Annotated in this window: 18 protein-coding genes; 3 read left to right on the forward strand and 15 right to left on the reverse strand. The window is 56.8% G+C overall.

Features of this window, described 5'->3' with window-relative positions:
* Nucleotides 1-18 precede the first annotated feature (18 nt).
* On the forward strand, nt 19-1,533 hold the full coding sequence (locus tag B1C80_RS09530) for an amidase (protein ID WP_077920834.1): 1,515 nt from the start codon (nt 19-21) through the stop codon (nt 1,531-1,533).
* A gap of 87 nt (nt 1,534-1,620) precedes the next feature.
* On the opposite strand, the gene B1C80_RS09535 is transcribed toward B1C80_RS09530, so the two are convergent.
* The 12 genes from B1C80_RS09535 to hemA form a co-directional block, all read right to left on the reverse strand.
* Complete coding sequence (locus B1C80_RS09535; RefSeq protein WP_077920835.1) at nt 1,621-2,856, reverse strand: MFS transporter; 1,236 nt, start codon at nt 2,854-2,856, stop codon at nt 1,621-1,623.
* Between the two features lie 139 nt (nt 2,857-2,995).
* Complete coding sequence (locus B1C80_RS09540; protein WP_077920836.1) at nt 2,996-4,693, reverse strand: sodium/solute symporter; 1,698 nt, start codon at nt 4,691-4,693, stop codon at nt 2,996-2,998.
* Between the two features lie 153 nt (nt 4,694-4,846).
* Nucleotides 4,847-5,293: a hypothetical protein gene (locus B1C80_RS09545; protein WP_077920837.1), complete on the reverse strand. Its 447-nt coding sequence runs from the start codon at nt 5,291-5,293 to the stop codon at nt 4,847-4,849.
* Between the two features lie 110 nt (nt 5,294-5,403).
* Entirely contained in the window at nt 5,404-6,654 is a 1,251-nt protein-coding gene (locus B1C80_RS09550; protein WP_077920838.1) for an MFS transporter, read from the reverse strand.
* 26 nt (nt 6,655-6,680) lie between these two features.
* A complete protein-coding gene (locus B1C80_RS09555) occupies nt 6,681-7,949 on the reverse strand; it encodes an MFS transporter (RefSeq protein WP_077920839.1) in 1,269 nt (422 codons plus the stop codon).
* Between the two features lie 168 nt (nt 7,950-8,117).
* The gene (locus B1C80_RS09560) at nt 8,118-9,044 is read right to left on the reverse strand and encodes a hypothetical protein (protein WP_129600844.1); all 927 of its coding nucleotides are present in this window, start codon (nt 9,042-9,044) and stop codon (nt 8,118-8,120) included.
* Nucleotides 9,045-9,134: 90 nt separating this feature from the next.
* Nucleotides 9,135-9,617 (reverse strand): NADH-quinone oxidoreductase subunit B, encoded by a 483-nt coding sequence (locus B1C80_RS09565; protein WP_077920840.1) that lies wholly within the window; start codon nt 9,615-9,617, stop codon nt 9,135-9,137.
* A 28-nt stretch (nt 9,618-9,645) separates the two neighbouring features.
* The gene (locus B1C80_RS09570) at nt 9,646-10,134 is read right to left on the reverse strand and encodes an NADH-quinone oxidoreductase subunit A (protein ID WP_077920841.1); all 489 of its coding nucleotides are present in this window, start codon (nt 10,132-10,134) and stop codon (nt 9,646-9,648) included.
* Between the two features lie 88 nt (nt 10,135-10,222).
* The gene (locus tag B1C80_RS09575) at nt 10,223-10,828 is read right to left on the reverse strand and encodes an outer membrane beta-barrel protein (protein ID WP_077920842.1); all 606 of its coding nucleotides are present in this window, start codon (nt 10,826-10,828) and stop codon (nt 10,223-10,225) included.
* A gap of 83 nt (nt 10,829-10,911) precedes the next feature.
* A complete protein-coding gene (locus B1C80_RS09580) occupies nt 10,912-11,472 on the reverse strand; it encodes a YqgE/AlgH family protein (protein WP_170315644.1) in 561 nt (186 codons plus the stop codon).
* Between the two features lie 152 nt (nt 11,473-11,624).
* Nucleotides 11,625-12,206, reverse strand: a complete 582-nt coding sequence (locus tag B1C80_RS09585) for a DUF4230 domain-containing protein (protein WP_077920923.1) — start codon at nt 12,204-12,206, stop codon at nt 11,625-11,627.
* A gap of 146 nt (nt 12,207-12,352) precedes the next feature.
* On the reverse strand, nt 12,353-13,645 hold the full coding sequence (gene hemA / locus B1C80_RS09590; RefSeq protein ID WP_077920843.1) for a glutamyl-tRNA reductase: 1,293 nt from the start codon (nt 13,643-13,645) through the stop codon (nt 12,353-12,355).
* A 229-nt stretch (nt 13,646-13,874) separates the two neighbouring features.
* Between hemA and B1C80_RS09595 the strand changes: the two genes are divergently transcribed.
* Nucleotides 13,875-15,068 (forward strand): PAS domain-containing sensor histidine kinase, encoded by a 1,194-nt coding sequence (locus B1C80_RS09595; protein WP_077920844.1) that lies wholly within the window; start codon nt 13,875-13,877, stop codon nt 15,066-15,068.
* Here B1C80_RS09595 and B1C80_RS09600 read toward each other — a convergent pair whose 3' ends face one another.
* Entirely contained in the window at nt 15,069-15,611 is a 543-nt protein-coding gene (locus B1C80_RS09600; RefSeq protein ID WP_077920924.1) for a hypothetical protein, read from the reverse strand. It abuts the gene before it with no gap.
* A gap of 35 nt (nt 15,612-15,646) precedes the next feature.
* Between B1C80_RS09600 and B1C80_RS09605 the strand changes: the two genes are divergently transcribed.
* Nucleotides 15,647-16,729, forward strand: a complete 1,083-nt coding sequence (locus tag B1C80_RS09605; RefSeq protein ID WP_077920845.1) for an acyl transferase — start codon at nt 15,647-15,649, stop codon at nt 16,727-16,729.
* Nucleotides 16,730-16,789: 60 nt separating this feature from the next.
* Here the strand turns inward: B1C80_RS09605 and B1C80_RS09610 are convergent, their stop codons facing one another.
* On the reverse strand, nt 16,790-17,941 hold the full coding sequence (locus tag B1C80_RS09610; protein ID WP_077920846.1) for a sigma-54 dependent transcriptional regulator: 1,152 nt from the start codon (nt 17,939-17,941) through the stop codon (nt 16,790-16,792).
* Nucleotides 17,942-18,069: 128 nt separating this feature from the next.
* Nucleotides 18,070-21,297, reverse strand: a complete 3,228-nt coding sequence (locus B1C80_RS09615) for a glycoside hydrolase family 2 TIM barrel-domain containing protein (protein WP_077920847.1) — start codon at nt 21,295-21,297, stop codon at nt 18,070-18,072.

Below are 21,297 nucleotides of genomic sequence, written 5' to 3' on the forward strand. Positions count from 1 at the left end.
ACGAAACGAATCAAAGTTATGCCCACTCCCGCCACCCAACCCCTATCATTCAGCGACTACGCTCAATACGATGCCACTGGCCTGGCCGAGCTGGTTCGTCGCGCCGAGGTGTCGCCCGTCGAGCTGCTGGAAACGGCGATTGCCCGCGCCGAAGCGGTCAATCCGCAGCTCAACGCCATCGTGACGCCCCTCTATGAGCAAGGGCGCGCCCTGGCCAGTCAGCTTCCCGAAGCCGGACCGTTTCGGGGTGTTCCGTTTTTGATCAAGGATCTGGAGCTGGAGTGGGCCGGTACACCCATGAAGTCGGGCTGCCGGGCCTACGCCAGCTACGTATCCCCGATAGATAGTGAAGTAATTAGCCGTCTGAAGGCGGCCGGGCTGGTGTTTTTTGGCAAAACCAACACGCCGGAGTTTGGCCTGACGCCATATACCGAATCGAAACTGTATGGCCCGGCCCGTAATCCCTGGAAACCGACGCATTCGCCCGGTGGCAGCAGCGGTGGGTCGGCGGTAGCAGTAGCGGCTGGTATCGTACCGGCAGCCACGGCCTCCGATGGGGGCGGCTCAATCCGGATTCCGGCCGCCTGCTGTGGGTTATTTGGACTGAAGCCATCGCGCGGACGCGTGACGCTCGGGCCGCGCTACGGCGAACTCTGGAACGGGGCCGTGGTTGGGCACGCGCTGACCCGCTCCGTGCGCGACAGTGCGGGGCTGCTGGATGTGGTAGCAGGCCCCATGGCGGGCGATCCGTACCTGATTAGCCCGCCCGAACGTCCGTTTGCCGACGAAGTGGGCCGCGATCCGGGCCGGCTTCGTATTGCGTTCTCCGCAGCCTCGCTCATGCCCTCGATGACGATTGACCCGGAATGTATCAAAGCGGTTCAGGAAACGGTACGCCTGCTCGAACGACTTGGCCATACGGTAGAGGAGGTGCCGCTGCCGTACGAGAAAACCATCCTGACCGAAGCGTTCTTTGTGTCGGTGATGAGCGAGACGGCAGCTACCCTGCGCGAGCTGAGCGTTTACCTGGGTCGGCCGGTTCGGTCGGGTGACGTCGAGCTGAACACCTGGGCGCTGGCCCGCCTGGCCGACGGGTTCTCGGCCGCTGATGTCGCTTACCAGAAACGACGCTGGAATACGCTGAACCGGGCCATGGGACAGCTGCACGAAACGTACGACCTGTTTCTGACGCCAACCCTGCCCCGGCTGCCTATCGAAATCGGTACGTTTCAGAATAGGGCGTCGGAGGAGCGTCTGCTGAAACTAGTCGATGCGGTGGGCGGGCTGAAATACCTTAAAGGCAGCAGAACCATCGACGATCTCGCCGAACGATCGCTAGGCTATATTTCGTACACCGTTATTACGAACATGACCGGTCAGCCGTCTATGTCGGTGCCGTTGCACTGGTCGGCCGATGGGTTACCAGTCGGCGTTATGCTGGCGGCCCGGCTCGGCGACGAGGCTGCCCTGTTCCGGCTGGCGGGGCAGCTGGAACAAACCCAGCCCTGGTTCATGAAACGGCCTCCCCTGTAGAGACGCGATGGCTGGGTAGTGTGGGTTTTCTGCTGGCGCATGTGAGACGCAATGGCTGGCGCATGTGAGACGCAATGGGTTGCGTCTCTACTCGGCGTAATCGAGGTCTTTGCCGAATGTTTCGTCGATGGTGAGAACGGCCCAGAGGCCGAGGGCGAAACAGACGGCGGCTACCACGGCGGCCGAGCCAATTACGCCCAGGCTGGGCTTCAGCAGCTGGAAAGCCGGAATGGTCAGCAGCGTGGTGGCCCGTACGTTGTTGGCTACGGAGGTAGTTGCCGTAGCCCGGAGGTTGGTGCCGAACGTTTCGGCGGTAACGGTCAGAAACATGGCTATATACCCGATGCTAAACCCCATACCGACGCAAACCGCATAAAAGGCATCAGCACTACTCAACCCGCCAAACAGATAGATGCCGACGAACAGAAAATTCAATCCCATCATCAGCCCGATAGCCTGTCGACGGGATTTCAGCCATTGGCTGAGCGGTCCACTGAACAGATCCCCCACAACCATACCGACGTAGGTGAACATAACGCACTGACCGGGCTGGATAGGTTCGGCAATACCCATCGCCTTCCCGAACTCGTTGGCAAACGTAGCCAGGATGCCAATGACCAGGTAGGTCGGTACGGCCAGCCCCATACAGCGGATATAGCGCGACAACCGTTCGCCGTTGCTGAATAGCGCCCAGAAGTTGCCACGGCTCACGCCCGTTTGCTGCACGCGCCGGAACATACCCGACTCCAGTACACTCACCCGCAAAATCAGTAGCCCCAGTCCTAACCCTCCGCCAATGAAGTAGGTCGTACGCCAGTCGAACAGCGTTACCGTGAAATAAGCGACTACGGCACCCAGCAGCCCCACACCGGCTACCAGCGACGAGCCATAACCCCGCAGTTCTTTGGGCAGTATTTCGCTGACGAGCGTAATGCCCGCCCCCAGTTCCCCCGCCAGGCCCAGCCCCGCCACAAACCGGAGAAGAGCGTAGGTGGTGGGGCTTTCAACGAATCCGCAGGCTATGTTGGCCAATGAGTAAGTGATGATGCTGCCGAACAGGACCGACAACCGACCGCGTTTGTCGCCGAGGATACCCCACAGAATGCCACCCAGCAGCAGCCCCGCCTGTTGCACGTTCAGAATCTGGCCACCCGTCAGCGAAATTGCGGTTTCCGACAGCCCCAGGTCCTTCAGGCTGGGCACCCGGACAATGTTGAACAACAGCAGGTCATACACATCGACAAAATACCCCAGCGCAGCCACAATGACCGGCAGGGTAAACAGGGGGCGGAGCGAAACAGAAGAAGGTGGGGCAGTCGTCATAGGGGAGGGTGGGTCAGCATCTATTGCCATCAAAACGAAGCGTGGTCCGTCCTGATGACACAAAAAGCACAGAGAAAACAATAGTTACCTCTTTACTCGCTGTGTCGTCACGACGGACCACGCTACCTGCTGAAAAGGATTACCAGAACCGGACGTAAATGGCCGAAATCAGCAGCACAATAACCACGATCAGGGCTGTAGTCGACGGAGCCAGACGGAACATTTTGGAGTCGATCTCGAACGCTTTCGGACTAACGGCCGGACCTGCCAGACTGATAGCAACCATGACCACTACCGTAAAGAAGAACGACCAGCCCATACAGATCAGGAATGGGATCTCGTAGCCGCCGTTTCCGTTCGGGAAAGCCGTATAGATCAGCGTTTCGTTGCCTAACACCGTAGGCGCGTAGTGGTTGAAGAATACGGCTAGGGCGAAGCCCAGCAGGATACCAACCACCGCTGCTACCCCCGTTGTCCGTTTCCAGAAAAAGCCCAGCAGGAATACGGCGAAGATACCCGGGCTGATATAGCCCGTATACTTCTGGATAAACGTAAAGCCGCCCTCACGACCGATACCGAGCGTATCCTGCCAGGTCAGGGCAATAGCCAGCGCCATAGCCATGAAAATAGCGATGCGACCTACCCAGACCAGCTGCCCTTCGTTGGCGTCTTTCTTAATGTACTTCTGGTAGATATCCAGGGTGAAAATAGTCGAAATGGAGTTGGCTTTACCGGCCAGAGAAGCTACGATAGCAGCGGTCAGGGCGGCCATCGAAAGGCCTTTCAGCCCATTGGGCAGGAAAGACAGAATAGCCGAGTACGCATTGTCGGCCAGGAGCCGGCCACCGGGCGCCATCTCGCTTTGCAGACTGCCGTTCTTGTAGAGGACATAGGCCGCAATACCGGGCAGCATAACGATCAGCGGCATGAAAATTTTCAGCAGCGCAGCAAACAGGATACCGGTGCGGGCGGTGTGCAGGTCAGCACCGAGTGCGCGCTGCGTGATGTACTGGTTACAACCCCAGTAGTTCAGGTTCACGATCCACTGACCGGCAAAATACATAGCAATACCCGGCAGGGTCAGGTACTTGTTGATCTCTACCTGCGACGCGTTGGGGCCCGGTTTCTCGAAGATCAAATGGAAGTGGTCATCCGCATCGCGCATCATGGCGCCGAAACCCGCCAGCACGTCGTTACCCAGGCCAAACTTCTGGCTTACCAGCGTCAGCGCCAGGTAGGTCGTAACCAGCCCGCCAATAATCAAGACTACTACCTGGATAACGTCGGTATAGCCAATCACCTTCATACCACCCAGGGTAATAACCAGCGCGAACAGACACAGGCCAATAATGATGGCATGGAAGTAGTCGGCACCGACCAGCGTGCTGATGGCCAGCGCGCCCAGGAACAGGATAGAGGTCAGGTTAACGAAAATGTACAGGAACAACCAGAACACGGCCATGATCAGGGAGACCGTTTCGTTATACCGCGTCTTCAGAAACTGCGGCATGGTGTAGATATGATTTTTGAGGTAGATGGGCATAAACCAGACTGCCACAATAATCAGCGAGATGGCGGCCAGCCACTCATACACGGCAATGGCAACCCCAAACTGGAAGCCATTCCCCGACATCCCGATAAACTGCTCGGCCGAGATGTTGGATGCGATTAACGATGCGCCAATGGCCCACCAGGTGAGGGATCCTTCGGCCAGGAAAAAGTCTTTGGTGTCGAGATTGGTCTTTTGTTTTCGCTTGTAAATCCAGTATCCGTAGGAGGAGACACCAATGAAGTACAGGAGGAAGATAATGTAATCTAACTGGTTTAGCTGGTTCATTACGGCACGCAGTAAAAAGGGTTAGCTGATTAGCGCGTAAAAAAGCAATTTATTCTTGAAATAGGCTTTATCGTTTACATAAAATCATTGCACAAATAACAGAAAAGGCACAAAGTCATGCTTTGTGCCCCTATAAAGCCGATAAACTAACTATTATTTCATGGAAACGAGCCGGGTAGGAAGTCGCTGGGTAACGGTTGGGGTCGACAGGCGGAACGAGAACTCCTCGGACTGGAACCCGGCTGTATAGACCCGAAAGGTGTAGTTTCCATCTTCTACATCGCTCAGGTCGAACATCTGCCTGAACCGGTTGCTTTTGCCGCCCTTGCCCGGCAGGGTCTCCCGAAACAGGACATTGCCTTTCTGATCGATCAGCTCTACGTTTACTTTAAACTGGGGTAATGATTTTTCCAGAGCGAGCCACACTTTGGAAGAAGCCGCGGCCGGATACATAGCGGCCTGGAAGGTTTTCTTCTCTGGATTGCCGGTCTGGAAGGTTTTCTTCTCTGGATTGCCGGTCTGGATCGTTTTCGCAAGCGATACCGATGCGATCAGTGTCAGCAGCATAAAGCTGACAATCAGGGTGATGCGAGTTTTCATTGAGTCGAATGGATTAAGTGAATAATCAACCCAATGATGCAGGCAGCCGGCCGGTCCGCTGCGGTTCTGGAACAGCGGCTTAGAAAAAGGATGAATGGCAGCAGCGTAGCTTACTCGACAAAATCGAGGTCTTTGCCGAACGTTTCGTCCAGACGGCTCAGCGACCAGAACGCCAGTCCATATACGACGAGGCCGAGCAGGCCAGCCCCCACCAGCGTACCAACGGCGGGCTTGATGGCCTGAAACGCGAGGGTCATCGGAATCAGCGTACCGCGTACTACGCTCGGCACCGATGTCGTGGCTGTGTTGCGGAGGTTGGTACCGTACCGTTCGGCTACCGTGGTCAGGTACATGGCAATGTAGCCGGTGCAGAAGCCAGCCAGCAGAAAAACCGTATACACCCCCTCGGCCGTGTCGATGCCGCCGAACAGCAGAATGCTGCAGAGGGTCATGCTGAGCAGGAGCAGGCTTGTAATGGCCTTTATGCGCGACCGAAGCCACTGACTCAGCGGACCACTCAGCAGGTCGCCACCGGCCAGCCCTACGTAGAGCAGCATGACACAGCGGCCGGGCTTGACCAGTTCTGTCAGTCCCAGCGCCTGACCAAATTCGTTGGCAAACGTGGCCAGAATACCAACAACGAACCAGGTAGGCATGCCAACCGCTACACACTGGAGGTATTTGCGGGTAGAGGCCCACGTTCGGAAAAACTGCCCGAAATTGCCCCGACTAACGCCTTTGTGCTCAGCTTTGAAGCGACTGAACAGCCCCGACTCGAAAACACTGACCCGCAGCAGGAGTAGCGCCAGGCCCATACCGCCCCCTACGAAGAAGGCCGTTCGCCAGTTGAAGTACTCGACGGTCAGGTACGCCACGCCCGCGCCGAGGTAGCCGATACCGGCCACAACCGCCGAGCCATAGCCCCGAATTTCTTTCGGCAGTATTTCGGCCACCAGGACCATAGCCGCCCCGATCTCGCCCGACAGGCCGATACCCGCCAGAAAGCGCAACACCGCGTAGGTGTTGACATCCTGTACGAATCCACACGCAATGTTGGTCAGGGAGTAGGTAACAATGCTGCCAAACAGGACCGACATACGACCCCGCTTGTCGCCCAGAACACCCCACAAAATACCACCCAGCACCAGGCCGGCCTGCTGGCAGTTGAGAATGAACGTTCCTGCCGTTGATACGTCGGCCTCGGTCAGCCCTAACGATTGCAGACTCGGCACCCGCACGATGCTGAAAATCAGCATGTCATAGACATCGACGAAGAAGCCGAGGGCCGATACAATGACCGGCAATGCCAGTAAGGGCCGCAGCGACGGGCGCGTTGCGGGTAGGGGCGTGAGCGTTTGCATAAGGTGGGTGTCGTTCGGGCAGGCCGTTACTCCTCCAGGTAGTCGAGGTCTTTGCCGTGCGTCTCCGGAATGGTCAGGATGGAGTAGAAACCAATCACGAAACTGATCAGCCCGACAACGGCCCCCGCGTTGATCGTCTCCAGCGAAGGCTTCAGCGCCTGGTAGGTAAGTGTCATCGGAATAACCAGACCACGCACCATGTTAGGAACCGTCGTGGCCGCCGTGGCCCGCAGGTTCGTACCAAACTGTTCGGCGCCGATGGTTACGAACATGGCCCAGTAACCAATGCCGAAACCCATGGCCAGGCAGAGCCCATACAGGGCCGTTGCCGACGCGATGCCGGTGTAGAGATAAACCAGGCTAAACAGCAGGGCTACGCCCATCAGCAGCGCAACCCCTTTTTTGCGGGATGCGAGCGCCTGACTGATGAAGCCGCTGGCCAGGTCGCCGGCCGCCAGACCCACATAGCACCACATGATGGCCAGCCCCGGCTGTATTTCTTCCGCTATACCGAATGCTTTCCCGAACTCATTGCTGAACGTAGCCAGAATACCGATCACAAACCAGGTGGGCAGGCCAATACCGATGCATTTCAGGTAGCGGCTGAGCCGGTCGGCGTTCGTGAAGAACGACAGAAAGTCGCCCCGGTTCACGTGCGTCTGCTCCGTAACATTGGTGAACATGCCCGACTCCACAACGCCCACCCGCAGCAGCAGCAGCCCGAACCCCAGGCCCCCCCCAACGAAGAAGGCGGTTTGCCAGTCGAACAGTTTAACCGTAAAGTAGGCTACCACGGCCCCAAACAGGCCAATACCGGCCACCAGTGATGTCCCGATCGCGCGTTTTTCTTTCGGAAGGACCTCGCTGACCAGGGTAATGCCCGCGCCCAGTTCGCCCGCCAGACCGATGCCGGCAATGAACCGCATGAGCGCGTAATAGAGCGTCGGCTCCATGAAGGTGACGTCATCGACAAACCCGCAGGCTACGTTGGCAATGGAGTAGGTGATGATACTGCCGAATAATACCGACAGTCGGCCCCGTTTGTCGCCCAGAACGCCCCACAGGATACCACCCAGTAATAAACCACCCATTTGCCAGTTCAGAATACTGGCGCCAACCGTCGAGATTTCATCGGGGGTCAGGCCAAGGTCTTTCAGGCTGGGCACGCGAACAATGCCGAAGAGTAACAAATCGTAGATGTCGACGAAGTAGCCGAGGGCAGCTACGATGACAGGGAGACTGAAGAGGCCTGCCGGAGCAGCCTGCGTTTCTTTAGGAAGGGTTGGGACGGCCATACGGCGAAAGCAGAGAGATTGATTCTGCAATAATACGAAATGGCCAAAGAAGATTAACGCCTGCTGGCAGGATTGGCAAATAGATGATAATGAGAGCGCGGAAGCGGGACGAAGACGTTTCCGTGAGTGTGTTAAGCAGAGGACAGCGAACTACATCGAAGCGAGGTATCAGTAGGTATCAGGCCGATCGGGCTGGATCAGAGTCATGTCAGGCTGATTCGGCGGCATAGCTCGTATCGGTGCTGGCAGGGTCAGATACACCTGGTAAGCGGTACCGAGTGCCCAGGCCTTCAGCGCGGTTCGGGCCAGCACGAGCGCCTGCTGTACCAGAAACATCAGTAGAATGGTAGGGGTATTCCGCATCGGAATCAGCTCATCGATCAAAAAATAGAGCCCGAACAGCGCGGTCCCTATACCGATAAACAGCCAGTACAAACCGTAGGTACGGGGCAGGTTACGCATGACCAGCCGCCCCGCCCGGCCAAACGCCCGAAACGCGTTCGACTCGTCGTCGCGGAACATAATCACTTTGGCATAGTCGCCAATGCAGAACAGGAGGGTGGCGGTGAGGGCAAACAGGCTGAAGAACCCCAGGCCTACCCAGAATAAGCCCCGCTCGGTCAGCGTATCGCTGAGCACGATGCCAACCAGCAGCCCGGCAATCAGCCAGAGGCCCGCCCCCACCAGCAGAAACAGGGTTGTTACCCCCAGCAGCTGTAGAAAACGGCCAAAATAAGCCGTACACACCTGCCAGAACAGACCAGCGTCGAACCGGCGCGAGGGCTGCGCAAAGGTGTTCAGGATGCCACCCGCCAGAAAAACGCTGAGAAAGACAAACAGAACCCCGAGCCAGCGGCCAACGCTCAATAGGGGATCGATGACCCGCTCGCTGCGCTGCATGAAATCAGCATAAACGGTATAATCGAAACCGTCGAGCAGGTTTAGAAAGGCACGCGAGTCCTGATCTTCGGCCTGGAGGGTGCTGTAAAACGGGAGGGCGACCAGCAGCCCCAGCACGAGCGTGATGCCGTACAGTAACCCGATGAGCCGGGTCGACCGGAGCAGGTGGCGAAGCGACAGAAAAAAAGCGTTCACGAATGGTTCAGGTTAAGCGTAAACGGGCCAGTCGCAATTGGTTCGTCGGCCAACCCGGTAGGGGGCAATTAATCTGAACTAAAAGTACATTTATTTCGGCTCCGACAGCGGGTGCTCGGTCCTGATTTTCTCCTGCAGCTTCAAAAACCCGTCGATCAGTGCTTCGGGCCGGGGTGGGCAGCCCGGTATATACACATCGACCGGTATGATCCGATCTACGCCTTTAACGACGTGATAGCCGTGTTGCCAGTAGGGACCACCACAGTTCGAGCAGGAGCCCATCGAGAGCACATACCGGGGTTCGGGCATCTGTTCGTACAGACGCCTGATCCGATCCGCCATTTTATAGGTAACCGTTCCCGACACGATCATGATATCAGACTGGCGGGGAGACGGGCGCGGAAATATGCCAAAACGGTCGAGGTCGTAGTTGGCCGCAAACGCCTGCATCATCTCGATGGCGCAGCAGGCCAGCCCAAAGCTCATGGGCCAGAGCGATTTCTCGCGCGACCAGTTCAGGAGTTCTTCGGAGTGCATCAGAATGACACTCGCTTCGCCGGATTTATCGCTCATATCGGTTAGAGATCGGTTGGTAAGCCGGTCAGGCCTGCGAGGGAGCCGAGGCCGACCGGTATTTGTCGTTCACCCGGTCGTACAGATGCGGGGGTACATGCGTGGGGGCCGTAGGTAATTTTGGCTGGGGTTTGACCCAGTCGAGATACCCTTTTGCCCAGACATAAGCCAGGCCCAGCCCCAGAATCGCCACGAACAGAAACGCTTCGGTTAGTGCAAACCATCCCCAGAGTCCATTGGTAGCCCGGATCAGGCTCGCCTGCCCGAATACCGTTGCCCATGGAAACAGGAAAACCAGCTCTACATCGAACAGCACGAAAACCAGCGCCACCACGTAGAACCGGATGTTGAACTGCACATTCGCATTGCCGATGGGTTCTTCGCCCGATTCGTAGGTGCTGTTTTTCTCCACGTTCGGGCGGTTCGGGCGCAGGAGCCGGGCCGCAAACAGCACAACGGCTATGAACGCAAACGCACCCAGGATAAACAGCAGCAGCACACCGAAGTCAGAGAGCATAAGGCAGGGAAAGTAACGGGTGGTTAGCGGTATTCAGGCTTCGGGCCGGAAAGGCTGACTCCGTTGGCACGAAGCCAATGATCGACCCTTATTTTTTCTTCTTCTTGTAGAGATTATACACCATAGCCACCTGGAAATTCCGGTTCCGGTACGTAGCCAGGGGCTCGGGCGATACGTTACTCAGGCCGTAGACATATCGGACGTGCAGACTGAACTTATCGAGCATGTCGAGAAAGTCGTAGTGAGCACCGACCACGATACCCAGGTCGTTGCGGGGGCCGGGGCCGGTTGTGGTATTGGTGCTGAGGGCGTAGCTGAACTCAGGACCGGCCTGAAGCGTCAGGCCTTCGGTCGGGATATACCCTAGCAGGATCGGCACGCTGGCGTAGTAGTACTGGGCGCGGCTGGTAGACCGGCCGCCCACCCGCTCAACCTGAAAAGTACCTCCTTTTATAGCCAGCAGCGCTTCGGGCTGGAGCACAAAGCGCTGATACCGATACCGATACATAACGCCGAAATGAGGTTGTAACGCCTGCTTCGGAATATTCGCGCTAATTCCTGATACGTTGACACGCGTTAACGAAGCCCCTACCTTGAGCCCGAAATGACCGCCAACGGGGTTGTTACTTTGGGCCTGAGAAAGAGCGGGGAGGAGCAGGGTAAAAGCAAAAAAAAGTAATCGGTACGTGCGCATACAGGAATGAGGATGGGGTATAACCACCCTATAACGGTTGATCAGGCCACAAAATTGGTTAAAAAAAGTTAAGATCAGGCCGCTTAATTCAGACGGGGATCAACGGGGTAGTGCGCAATCGACTTATACTCACCCCCCATCCGTTTCAGAACCCCCCGCCAGAACTCGCTGGCGGGTGTATCGAAGAGGAAATCGGCATCGGTACGGCTGACGATCCAGGCTTTCTGGTTCAGCTCAGCATCCAGCTGGCCTTCGCTCCAGCCCGAGTAGCCAATAAAGAAACGGGCGTCTCGATCGGTGAGGGTACCCAGATTAACGGCCTGCTTCACCTGCTCAAAATCGCCACTCCAGTACAGGCCGCTCAGCACCCGGATGGAATTCTCGATTAGGTCGGGCCGACGATGAATGAAATGCAGGGTATTATGCTGAACGGGGCCACCGACAAACAAAGGCAGGTCGACCGAAATGTCTTCGATTACATCGCTGAGGTGAATATCGGTGGGCTGATTCAGAACGAGACCAAACGTACCGGCCGGGCTGTGTTCGCAAACCAGTACTACACTCCGCTCGAAGTTTGTATCGCCCATGAAAGGCTCGGCAATGAGGAGATTTCCGTTGGCTACAGACGGTATATTGGCGTTCATAGGCAGTTGGTGCGTTAACGGGGTTTATCCTCTAAACGACGGAAAAGTGGCCTATGTTACTCAAAAATAAACGTATTGGGTAAAAACGATCAACATTTTTACCGACCGTAGGGCAGGCTCCGGGCCAACCCGACGACCCGCAGCGGACCGGCTTAGTCGCGAAACGTAATGCCCACGCTCCGGCCCGACAGCTGGGTGAGCAAAGGGCGCAGCATCCGGTCGGCGTTTTCGCGGGTTTGGGTCAGTATGCCACCGTCGAGGGCCGACTGCCGGATTTGCCGTTCGGCTTTGCGGTACGCATCGCTCACCAGCTGCGACTGGTCAAGAAACGAAAACCGGGTATCGTAGACCCGCGACCGGTCGTGGTTGATTTTCCAGCCACATAGTTCGGGTTTGGGCAAGCGGATGGTTACCGAGTCTTCGCTGGTCAGGATATCGGACGGACCCACCCGGCTGAGGTCGATGCAGCCGACGGCTTCGCCCTCGACGATCAAAACCGCGTTGGCGTTGGGCAAAAATGTATTAGGCTGCTCGTATTCAATAATGTCTTTGAAGGTGTAGCGAACAAGCTCCAGCTTGCCGAGGGCCGTTACCTCTTTCAGGACAATGCTTTGCGTAGCCTGATCGCCCCGGCGAAACCGACTCAACGCGCTACTGCCGCGAATCTGCTCCCATACGGCGATCAGACCCGCTACCAGCAGGATAAAAACAAACAGGCGAAGCATGGTTTTCATGGTGTAAAGCGGGTTGAGCGTACGCATGAACCGGCTTGGGTAACCTGACCGGTACGCTGTAATAGTGAAAGAGCACCTGGCTGGCTCGAAAAAGCAAACTCCCAAACCGTTGCCGATCTGGGAGTTTGTGTGATGATGCATATGGCTTACTGAAGCCGGCTCGGCTCGTCGGCCGTATGATTTTCCAAATCGAACAAGTCGTTCAGCACATCGATGAGGGTTTCGGCCTCACCGCGTTTGCAGGCGGCTTTGAGCTGAAGTACCGGCAGCTTGATAATTTTCTGCATGATACCCCGGGTAATTTTCTCGACCTTCTCCGACTCGTCGGGCGTGAGGTGCTTCAGGTGGCGGGCAATTTCGTCTTTGCGAATCTGCTCCAGGGCATTTTTCAGCTTGTTGATCGTTGGCGAAACGATCATTTCTTTCGACCAGTCGCCGAATTCGCTGACGGCCTGATCAATGATGGCTTCTACTTTCGGGATGGCCGCCAGCCGCTGGTTCAGAGCCTCGTCGGCCCGGTTGCGGATGTGGTCGATGTTATAAACCAGCACACCCGGAATCTGCTCAACGGCGGTATCGACGCTGCGGGGAACCGATAAATCCAGGAAGTATTTGTAGGTGAGCACCGTTACACCCTGCAGCAGTGTGGGCGTAATGAGCGGCTCGTCGCGCATGACCGATGAGATAATCACGTCGGCCTGGCGAATCTCGTCGGTCAGGTTGGCGAAGTCGGCAATGCGAAATCCGTACTGTTCGGCCAGCACTTCCGTTTTAGTCTGGGTGCGGTTGCAGAGGGTGATGTTCTTCACGTTCCGGTCGGCCAGGTTCCGGCAAACGTCGGTACCGATTTCGCCCAGACCGATAACGAGTACGTTGGGGTCCTGCCGGTCGCCCACCAGTTCGTCGATTAGTTCAACCGCAGCGTAAGACACCGAAGCGGCTCCATCGCGAAAGGCCGTTTCCTGCGCCACGCGCTTGTTGGTGAAGAAAATGGTATGCATCAGCCGGTGCAGGAAAGGCCCGGCCATGTCCAGATCGGCCGACCACTGGTACGCCTGCTTCACCTGATTCGGAATCTGCATGTCGCCCACTACCTGCGAGTGGAGCCCTACGCACACCTCGAACAGATGCCGAACGGCTTCCTCATGCCGGGCAAAAAACTGGAAGTAAGGTAAATACTGATCTGTATCGGTCAGTCCTTTCTCAATCAGCAGCAGCCTGACAATGTCGGCGTTCAGGTTAGCTCCGCCCTGCTCCGATGCGTAGTAAACCTCGGTGCGGTTGCAGGTTGAGATGATAAGCAGGTCTGACAAACCGAAGAAGTCGCGCAACCGCAGCATGAGCCGCTTGGCTTCTTCTTCGCTGAGTGCAATTAATTCGCGCACATGGAGCGGTGCCGTTTTGTGCGATAAACTAATTGAGTTGAAAGTATCTAACATTGCCGAAAAAACACGCTATATGACCACGGGTCAACACAAAATTACGACACAATCGCCGGACCTTGAAACAGCTTTCGTAATCGGTTTATTTATTTAGAATGTGTCCAGATAAGTAGACCGCCTTCTTTCTTCAGTCCTATTTAATTAGAAACAGAACCGGCCCGGCAGACGTTCTCTTTTGTACCATCATTTGCAATTTTTCGTTTAGTCGAAGGGGAATTCATTATCCATGCTCAAGTCATTCGATATATATAATCAGAATAATATTCTGAAGATTATCGTAGCGCTGAACCTGCTACTGGTTGGAACGGGCTCTCTGCTGTACACGAACCGGCTAATTACCCGGCTCGAAGCCCGCGAAGAACAGTACGTTCAGCTCTACGCCAAAAGCATCGGTTACCTGTTTGGCAGCAGCCAGGCCAACGCGGGTGACCTGACATTCGTGACCGACGAAATCCTGAAAGCAAACAAAACAATTCCGGCCATTTACGTCGATCCGAACGGCCAGCTGGGCGGGGCGCTCAACGTTGACATACCGGAAGAGTACAATGCCGAGCAACGCGAAAAACTACTTCGTCAGCGGATTGTCGAGATGCGGGATCGGCACCCGCCCCTGGTGGTTGATCTGGGTAATAATGAGCGGGGGCTGGTCTATTACACCAACTCGAGCCTGCTGCGACAACTGACCTACTTTCCGTACGCGCTGCTGGCTATACTGACGGCCCTGGGGGTGTTGGCCTACCTGTCGTTCAGTGCGTCGCGCCGGGCCGAGCAGAACCGGGTGTGGGTCGGACTGGCGAAGGAAACTGCCCACCAGTTGGGTACGCCCATGTCGTCGCTGATGGCCTGGGTCGAGTATATGCGTTCTGATCCGGACCAGTACGACGGATCAATAACCGACGAGATCGAGAAAGATGTACGTCGGCTGGAAACCATAACGGCCCGTTTTTCCAGTATTGGTTCGGTACCGACGCTGAAAGAAGAAAACCTGAACGAGGTAGTTCGGCAGTTTACCGACTATCTCTCGAAACGCATCTCGACGAAGGTGAAAATGAGCGTGGCCAGCCAGCTGCCGGCCGGGCAGACCGTTAAAATTAACCGGCTGCTGTTTGAGTGGGTAATCGAGAATATCTGCAAAAACGCCGTCGATGCCATGAAAGGCACCGGCGAACTGCGGCTCACGATGCAGACATTACCCAATCGAAGCGTAGCCATCGACATTGCCGATACGGGCAAAGGCATTTCCAAGAAAAACATGCAGAAGGTGTTCAACCCCGGGTTCAGCACCAAGAAGCGCGGCTGGGGCCTGGGCCTGACACTGGCCAAGCGCATCGTTGAAGAGTATCACAACGGACGCCTGTACGTAAAAAGCTCGGAGGTCGGCAAAGGAACGACCTTCCGTATTGTGCTGAACAACAGCTGATCATCTCGGGTACGGCAGCCAGACGGTATCCGTTTCGATGACATTACTCTCGTTGAGGTCGCGGTCGCGAATCTGAATCTGGAATTTGGTCGGGTAGATCTGGAAACTGGTCCCGTACTGGAATATCTGATCGAACTCAAGCGGCCCCTCAATGGCTCCGCTGGGTTTCCCTTTGGCCAGATCCGGAAAGTACAGGGTCCGGTTAACGGTCAGCGGTACTTCAACGTACTGGCGGTTAATGAGCCGGAACGTACGGATGCGGTAGTTGCCCCAGCCGCCGTTGGACGCATAGCGGGCCGAGTCTGGTTTCGAGATGGGAATATCGTTGCCCAGATTGCCGTCGCCATCCTTGAAATTAATGACCACGATGACCGAATCGCGCCTGGAGCGACCTACTCCCTGTCCGCCTTCTATGGTGTACCGGTCCACGCGGTCGAACGATATTTCGGGAACATTGGAGTAGTTGGGTTCGGTAAAACAACTCGACAGAGTGAGGGCCAGGCCCAATACGAGGAGGTATGGTTGAATTTGTTGCCGCTGCATACTGTTGTACTCGTTGTGCAATAAACGCTCTTGTTTTGTCTCTTTTATCAACACTTTCGGCCGATGTGGCTGCCCGGCGCGCGAGGCTCAGGCAGCAGATCCTGACCGTAACTCCGGACTCGTTCGAGTCGCTGGCACTGGCCGTTTTCCGATACCAGGCCGAACATAACCCTATTTACCGGCAATATCTGCATTATCTGCACGTTCGGCCCGAGCAGACCTCAAGCCTGCGCGAGGTTCCGTTCATGCCGATCGGGTTTTTCAGGAACCATACCATTCTGACGGGGGTCGACCCCCGTCCCGACCTGCTGGCCGATACGCTGACGTTTGCCAGCAGCGGCACAACCGGTGCTGCTACCAGCCGCCATTATGTGCCCGACCCGGCGCTGTACGATGCGGTCAGCACCCGAATTTTCGAGCAGCTCTACGGACCGCTCCGGAACGTCACTATTCTGGCCCTGTTACCCTCGTACCTTGAACGAAATAACTCGTCATTAGTGTACATGGTTCAGCGATTTATGGCGCAGACCAACGCGGACCAGAGTGGTTTTTTTCTGAATGATTTCGACGCCCTGACTACCCGGTTGCATCAGCTGCTGCAACGCCCTGCGCACAAGACCCTGCTGATCGGCGTAACGTTCGGATTGCTCGACTGGGCCGAGTCGCGGACGGATGTTTCGCTGGCGGATTATCCCAATCTGATTGTGATGGAGACAGGGGGCATGAAAGGGCGCCGGAAAGAGCTGCTGCGCGAGGAAGTCCACGACATACTGACGAGCCGAACCGGGGTACCAATCGTTCACTCCGAATATGGTATGACCGAGCTACTGTCGCAGGCCTATTCGCTGGGGCAGGGGGTGTTTAGCCCGAGTCCGACGCTGCGTGTGCTGCTGCGCGACATCAACGATCCCTTCACGATCTATCCGGCCGCAGATGCGGCCGGGCCTGGGGCGCGGCAGTCGGGCGGTATCAACGTCATCGATTTGGCCAACCTCGATTCCTGTTCGTTTCTGGAGACCCAGGACCTGGGCCAGTACGTCGGTGCCGATGGTCATTTTCGGGTAATTGGCCGGTTCGACAATTCCGACGTGCGGGGCTGTAATCTAATGGTTCTCTGACCATAAAAAAGAGCCAGGCAACTCCCGGGGGCGCCTGGCTCGATATAGTCTTCGTCAGATTTAAGCGTACAGCTTCACGTCGTCCAGCGTGATCTCATCGCCACACATGATGATAAGGCGTTCGATGACGTTGCGCAGTTCCCGAACGTTACCGGTCCAGGGCAGCGACTGCAGATAGGCCATGCCGTCGGGCGTAAACTCCTTCGGCGTAGAGCCGTACTCGGTAGCGATGTCGTGCAGGAACTTGTCGGTCAGGAGCGGGATGTCCATACGTCGTTCGGCCAGGGGCGGAACGTGAATCACGATTACGCTGAGCCGGTGAAACAAGTCTTCGCGGAAGTTGCCGTTGACAATTTCCTGGCGCAGGTCTTTGTTGGTAGCCGCAATGACCCGCACGTTGACTTTAATCTCTTTGTCGCCACCAACGCGGGTAATTTTGTTTTCCTGTAACGCCCGCAGCACTTTGGCCTGGGCCGACAGGCTCATGTCGCCGATCTCGTCGAGGAAGAGCGTACCGCCGTCGGCCTGTTCGAACTTACCGACGCGTTTGGCCGCAGCACCCGTGAAGGCACCTTTTTCGTGGCCGAACAGTTCGCTCTCGATCAGCTCACTCGGAATGGCTGCGCAGTTTACTTCCACGAGTGGCATGGAAGCCCGGCTGCCTTTTTCGTGAATCTGTTTGGCCACCATCTCCTTACCGGAACCGTTGGCCCCGGTAATAAGAACCCGGGCTTCGGTAGCAGCCACGCGGTTGATGGTATCCTTCACCTTACGGATTGGCTCCGACTCGCCTACAATCTCGTTGAGTTTGTAAATCCTCTTCTTCAGGGTTTTGGTTTCCTGAACCAGTTTGGAGCGTTCGATGGCGTTGCGGACCGTAATCAGCAGGCGGTTCAGATCGGGTGGTTTGGTGATAAAATCAAACGCGCCACGTTTGGTTGCTTCTACTGCGTTCTCAACATTACCAAAGGCCGAAATCATTACAAACTGAGTGCTACGACTGGCTTCGTTGGCTTTCTGAAGGAGCTCAAGCCCGTTGAGCTTAGGCATTCGAATATCGCACAGAGCTACGTCGTAACTCGTTCGCATAATCATGTCTAACCCTTCTTCACCATCTTTCGCTTCGTCCACGTCATAACCTTCGTACTCTAAGATATCGCGCAGAGCCGCCCGAATTGGTTTTTCGTCGTCCACGATAATCAACTTGGCCATACAATCAGGGTGGGTTTTTACTAAAGGGTTGGTCCTGGGCGAAAATAGAGGTTTTATACCACTAACCGCAAGAACGTATCGCTAATTTTTAGCAGACTCTGTCGGAGCAGCCGTACAGACAGGCTGTTTCAACGGGGTAATCGGAGGCTCAGCACGCGCCTGAGATCGGTACGCCCATCAACCGGTCGCAGCCGGAACGAATACGTATACGGTCTGGTAACCGGTAGTTGATACTCCGGATGAACCCGGGGTGTCCAGCTGTCGTCGCCCCCCAGCCCCATCTGCGCCAGATCTATGTTGACAACCGTAGTCTGTCCGCGTTCGGGCTGCTGCGCATACGGATGCTTCGCCTTTAGTAAAGCGGCATCGGTGTAATCACGGGCATTGATGTTGAGCAGGCCAGCCGCGGTTTTATCGCCAATGATGAGGAGGCCAACGCCTGATTCATCGGTCAGTTCGGCCCAGCGGACGTCGGTTTTGTTGCCGTTTTCCTGAGCCATCAGGTAGGGGAAGAACTGGTCGGCCACGCTGGCTTCGTAGAGCCCAACCTGCGCGGCATCTTTCCGGTCGGCATAGTTCTCGAAAGGACCACGGCCGTACCATTTTAGCTGCCTGAGACTGGCGGGTAGCTGCAGCTGAAGCCCGATTCGGGCCAGGGGGGGCAGACTGCCGCTGGGCGTGTAGGTGGTCGTTACCTGAATGTCGCCGGTGCCGTATACGAGGTAATCGGTCTGCTGCCGGATGCTGCCGCCGTTCAGGGTTAACTCGTTGATGCAGCTGACCAGTACGCGCTGCGGGCGGGCGTCGACCGTCAGGCTGACGGGCCGGGCGCGGGCGGTATCGAGACCGGCCTGGCGCCAGCGGGCCGCGTAGGACTGCTCCCCTCCGCCTTCGTCATTGTCGGTCGGTACCCGCCACAGGCTGGGTTGCAGGGGTTGGGTCAGCAGGTTGCGGCCCCGGTAAAAAAGCTGACTCAACCCGCCGATGCGTTTGTCGAAAACGACCGCCACGTCTTTGCTGCGAATCGTTACCTCCGTGGGCGTAGAAGCCACTTTAACGGACGGAACCGGTGGTACCCCCGCTGCTGCCGAGCCGCCTGGGCTGATGGCTATCGGAAACTGGGCCGAGGCCACTTCATGACCGGCGGCTGCCCAGCTGGCCGGTTGTTTGAGCCGGACGCTTACGTTCAGGAAATACTCGGCGTCGTCGGCCGGGTTAAAGCCAGGATACGTAACGGGCAGGGTGAGCACCTGCGTCTGGCCGGGTTTGGCTACCAGGTTCGTCTCCGCACCCTGCTGAACGACTGCGCCGTTTCGGATCAGTGACCAGACCAGCCGGAATGGTTCGAGTGTCTGAAAGTCGTAGGCATTGCGCACGTTGACCCGGGCCGGACTGCCTACCGATAGCGCGGTGGGTACCGTCAGCTTCACGTACTGGTACACCAGCTTAACCTCGTTCAGCTCGGGCTGGGGCGTACGGTCGGCGTTGACGAGGCCGTCGCCTGCGTTGGCTCCGTCGATATAGTTGATATGAGCCATGAACGGCTGCCCGGCCTTGTTGCGGAGCTGCAGGCCCTGATCGACCCAGTCCCAGATAAAACCACCCTGCATGCGGGGGTATTTGTCGATGGCGGCCCAATAGTCTTTCAGATTGCCGACGCTGTTACCCATCGAATGGGCGTATTCACAGACGATGAGCGGGCGCGTAGGGTCTTTTTCCATGAGCGCCACCATGCCGGCCACGGATGGATACATGGTCGAGATGATGTCGAACTGGGTAAGCGGCTGTGTGGCCGATGCGAAATCGGTGTTGTAATTGTTACGGCCTTCGTAATGGATAGGGCGGGTTGGGTCGACAAGCCGGATGATGTTGGCCATATCGAGGAAGTTCTGGCCCATGTCGGTCTCGTTGCCCAGCGACCAGATGACGATACTCGGGTGGTTTTTGTCCCGCTCAACCATGGCCCGGCCGCGGGCTACGAACGCAGTGCGCCACTCGGGCCGGGCGGCCGGGGTCTGGCCTTTCTGCCAGAGTTCGTGGCTTTCGATGTTCGCTTCGTCGATGACGTAGAGGCCGTATTCGTCGCAGAGGTCGTACCAGTCGGTAACGTTCGGATAGTGCGACGTGCGAACCGCGTTGATGTTGAACTGCTTCATGAGCCGGATGTCTTTCTCCATCGTGGCCCGGTCAATAACCCGGCCTGTTGCCGGGTCGAACTCGTGGCGGTTGACGCCTTTGTAGGTAACCGGCTTCCCGTTAACCAGCAGCAGCCCACCGGTCAGGTTCATCTCCCGAAAGCCAATGCGCTGGCTGATGGCCTCGGTGGGCCGACCGTCGGAGCCAAGCAGCTGGGCCGTCAGGGTATACAGGGCCGGGCTTTCGGCACTCCAGAGCGCCGGGGCTTTGATGGCTTTGGTGAGTCGGAAGATGCGTTCCTGATCGGTTTCGACGGCATCGCTGGCGTCAATCGTTTCCGAGAAAATCGCCGTTTGTTTAGGATCATACAGCGTTAGCCGGAGCCGGTACGGAGCCGATTCACCCGACAGGTTCCGAACGTTGGCGGTTACTTTCAGGGTGGCATCGCGGTACTGCTCGTCGAGGTCGGTTACGACATACAGATCGCGCAGGTACGTTTTGGGCGTTGCGTAGAGGAACACATCCCGAAAAATGCCCGACAGGCGCCAGAAATCCTGATCTTCGAGGTAGCTGCCGTCCGACCAGTTGATGACCTCAACGGCCAGCAGATTCTCGCCCGGTTTCAGCTTATCGGTAATCATAAACTCGGCCGGGGTCATGCTGTCTTCGTGATACCCCACCGGCTGCCCGTTCAGGAATACGCGGCAGGTCGACTGTACGCCCGCAAAGTGCAGGAATACGTGCCGACCCTGAAAGTTGGCCGGTACGGTAAAGCGCAGTCGGTAGAGGCCGGTCGCATTGGTATCGGCGGTGATGCGCGGGGGCGTTGCCGGAAACGGGTGCTTGATGTTGGTGAAAATGGGCCGGTCGTAGGGGCGGCCTTCGCGGGCCCCCACAACCTGCCAGTTGGAGGGCACCGGCAGATTATCCCAGCTGTTGTCGTTCAGAGCGGGCTGATAAAAGTCGGCGGGTACCTGGCTGGGGTGCTTTACCCAGCGAAACTTCCAGCTCCCGTTCAGCAGGCTGACATACGGAGAGTTGCGCCAGTCGCGGGCGGCCAGGGCCTGTTGCTCGGTGGCAAACGGGATCAGGTTGGCATGTGGCTTCTCGGTATTTCGGCTGATGACCGCTGGGTCTTCCCAGTCGGGCAGGGTTTGTGCCCAACCCGCGCGGGCGGTAGCCATCGATAAAACAAGCGCGAATAGCAGACGTTTGTGCAT

Origin of the sequence: Spirosoma sp. 209, from assembly GCF_002006735.1 — a bacterium.
GTDB lineage: Bacteria > Bacteroidota > Bacteroidia > Cytophagales > Spirosomataceae > Spirosoma > Spirosoma sordidisoli.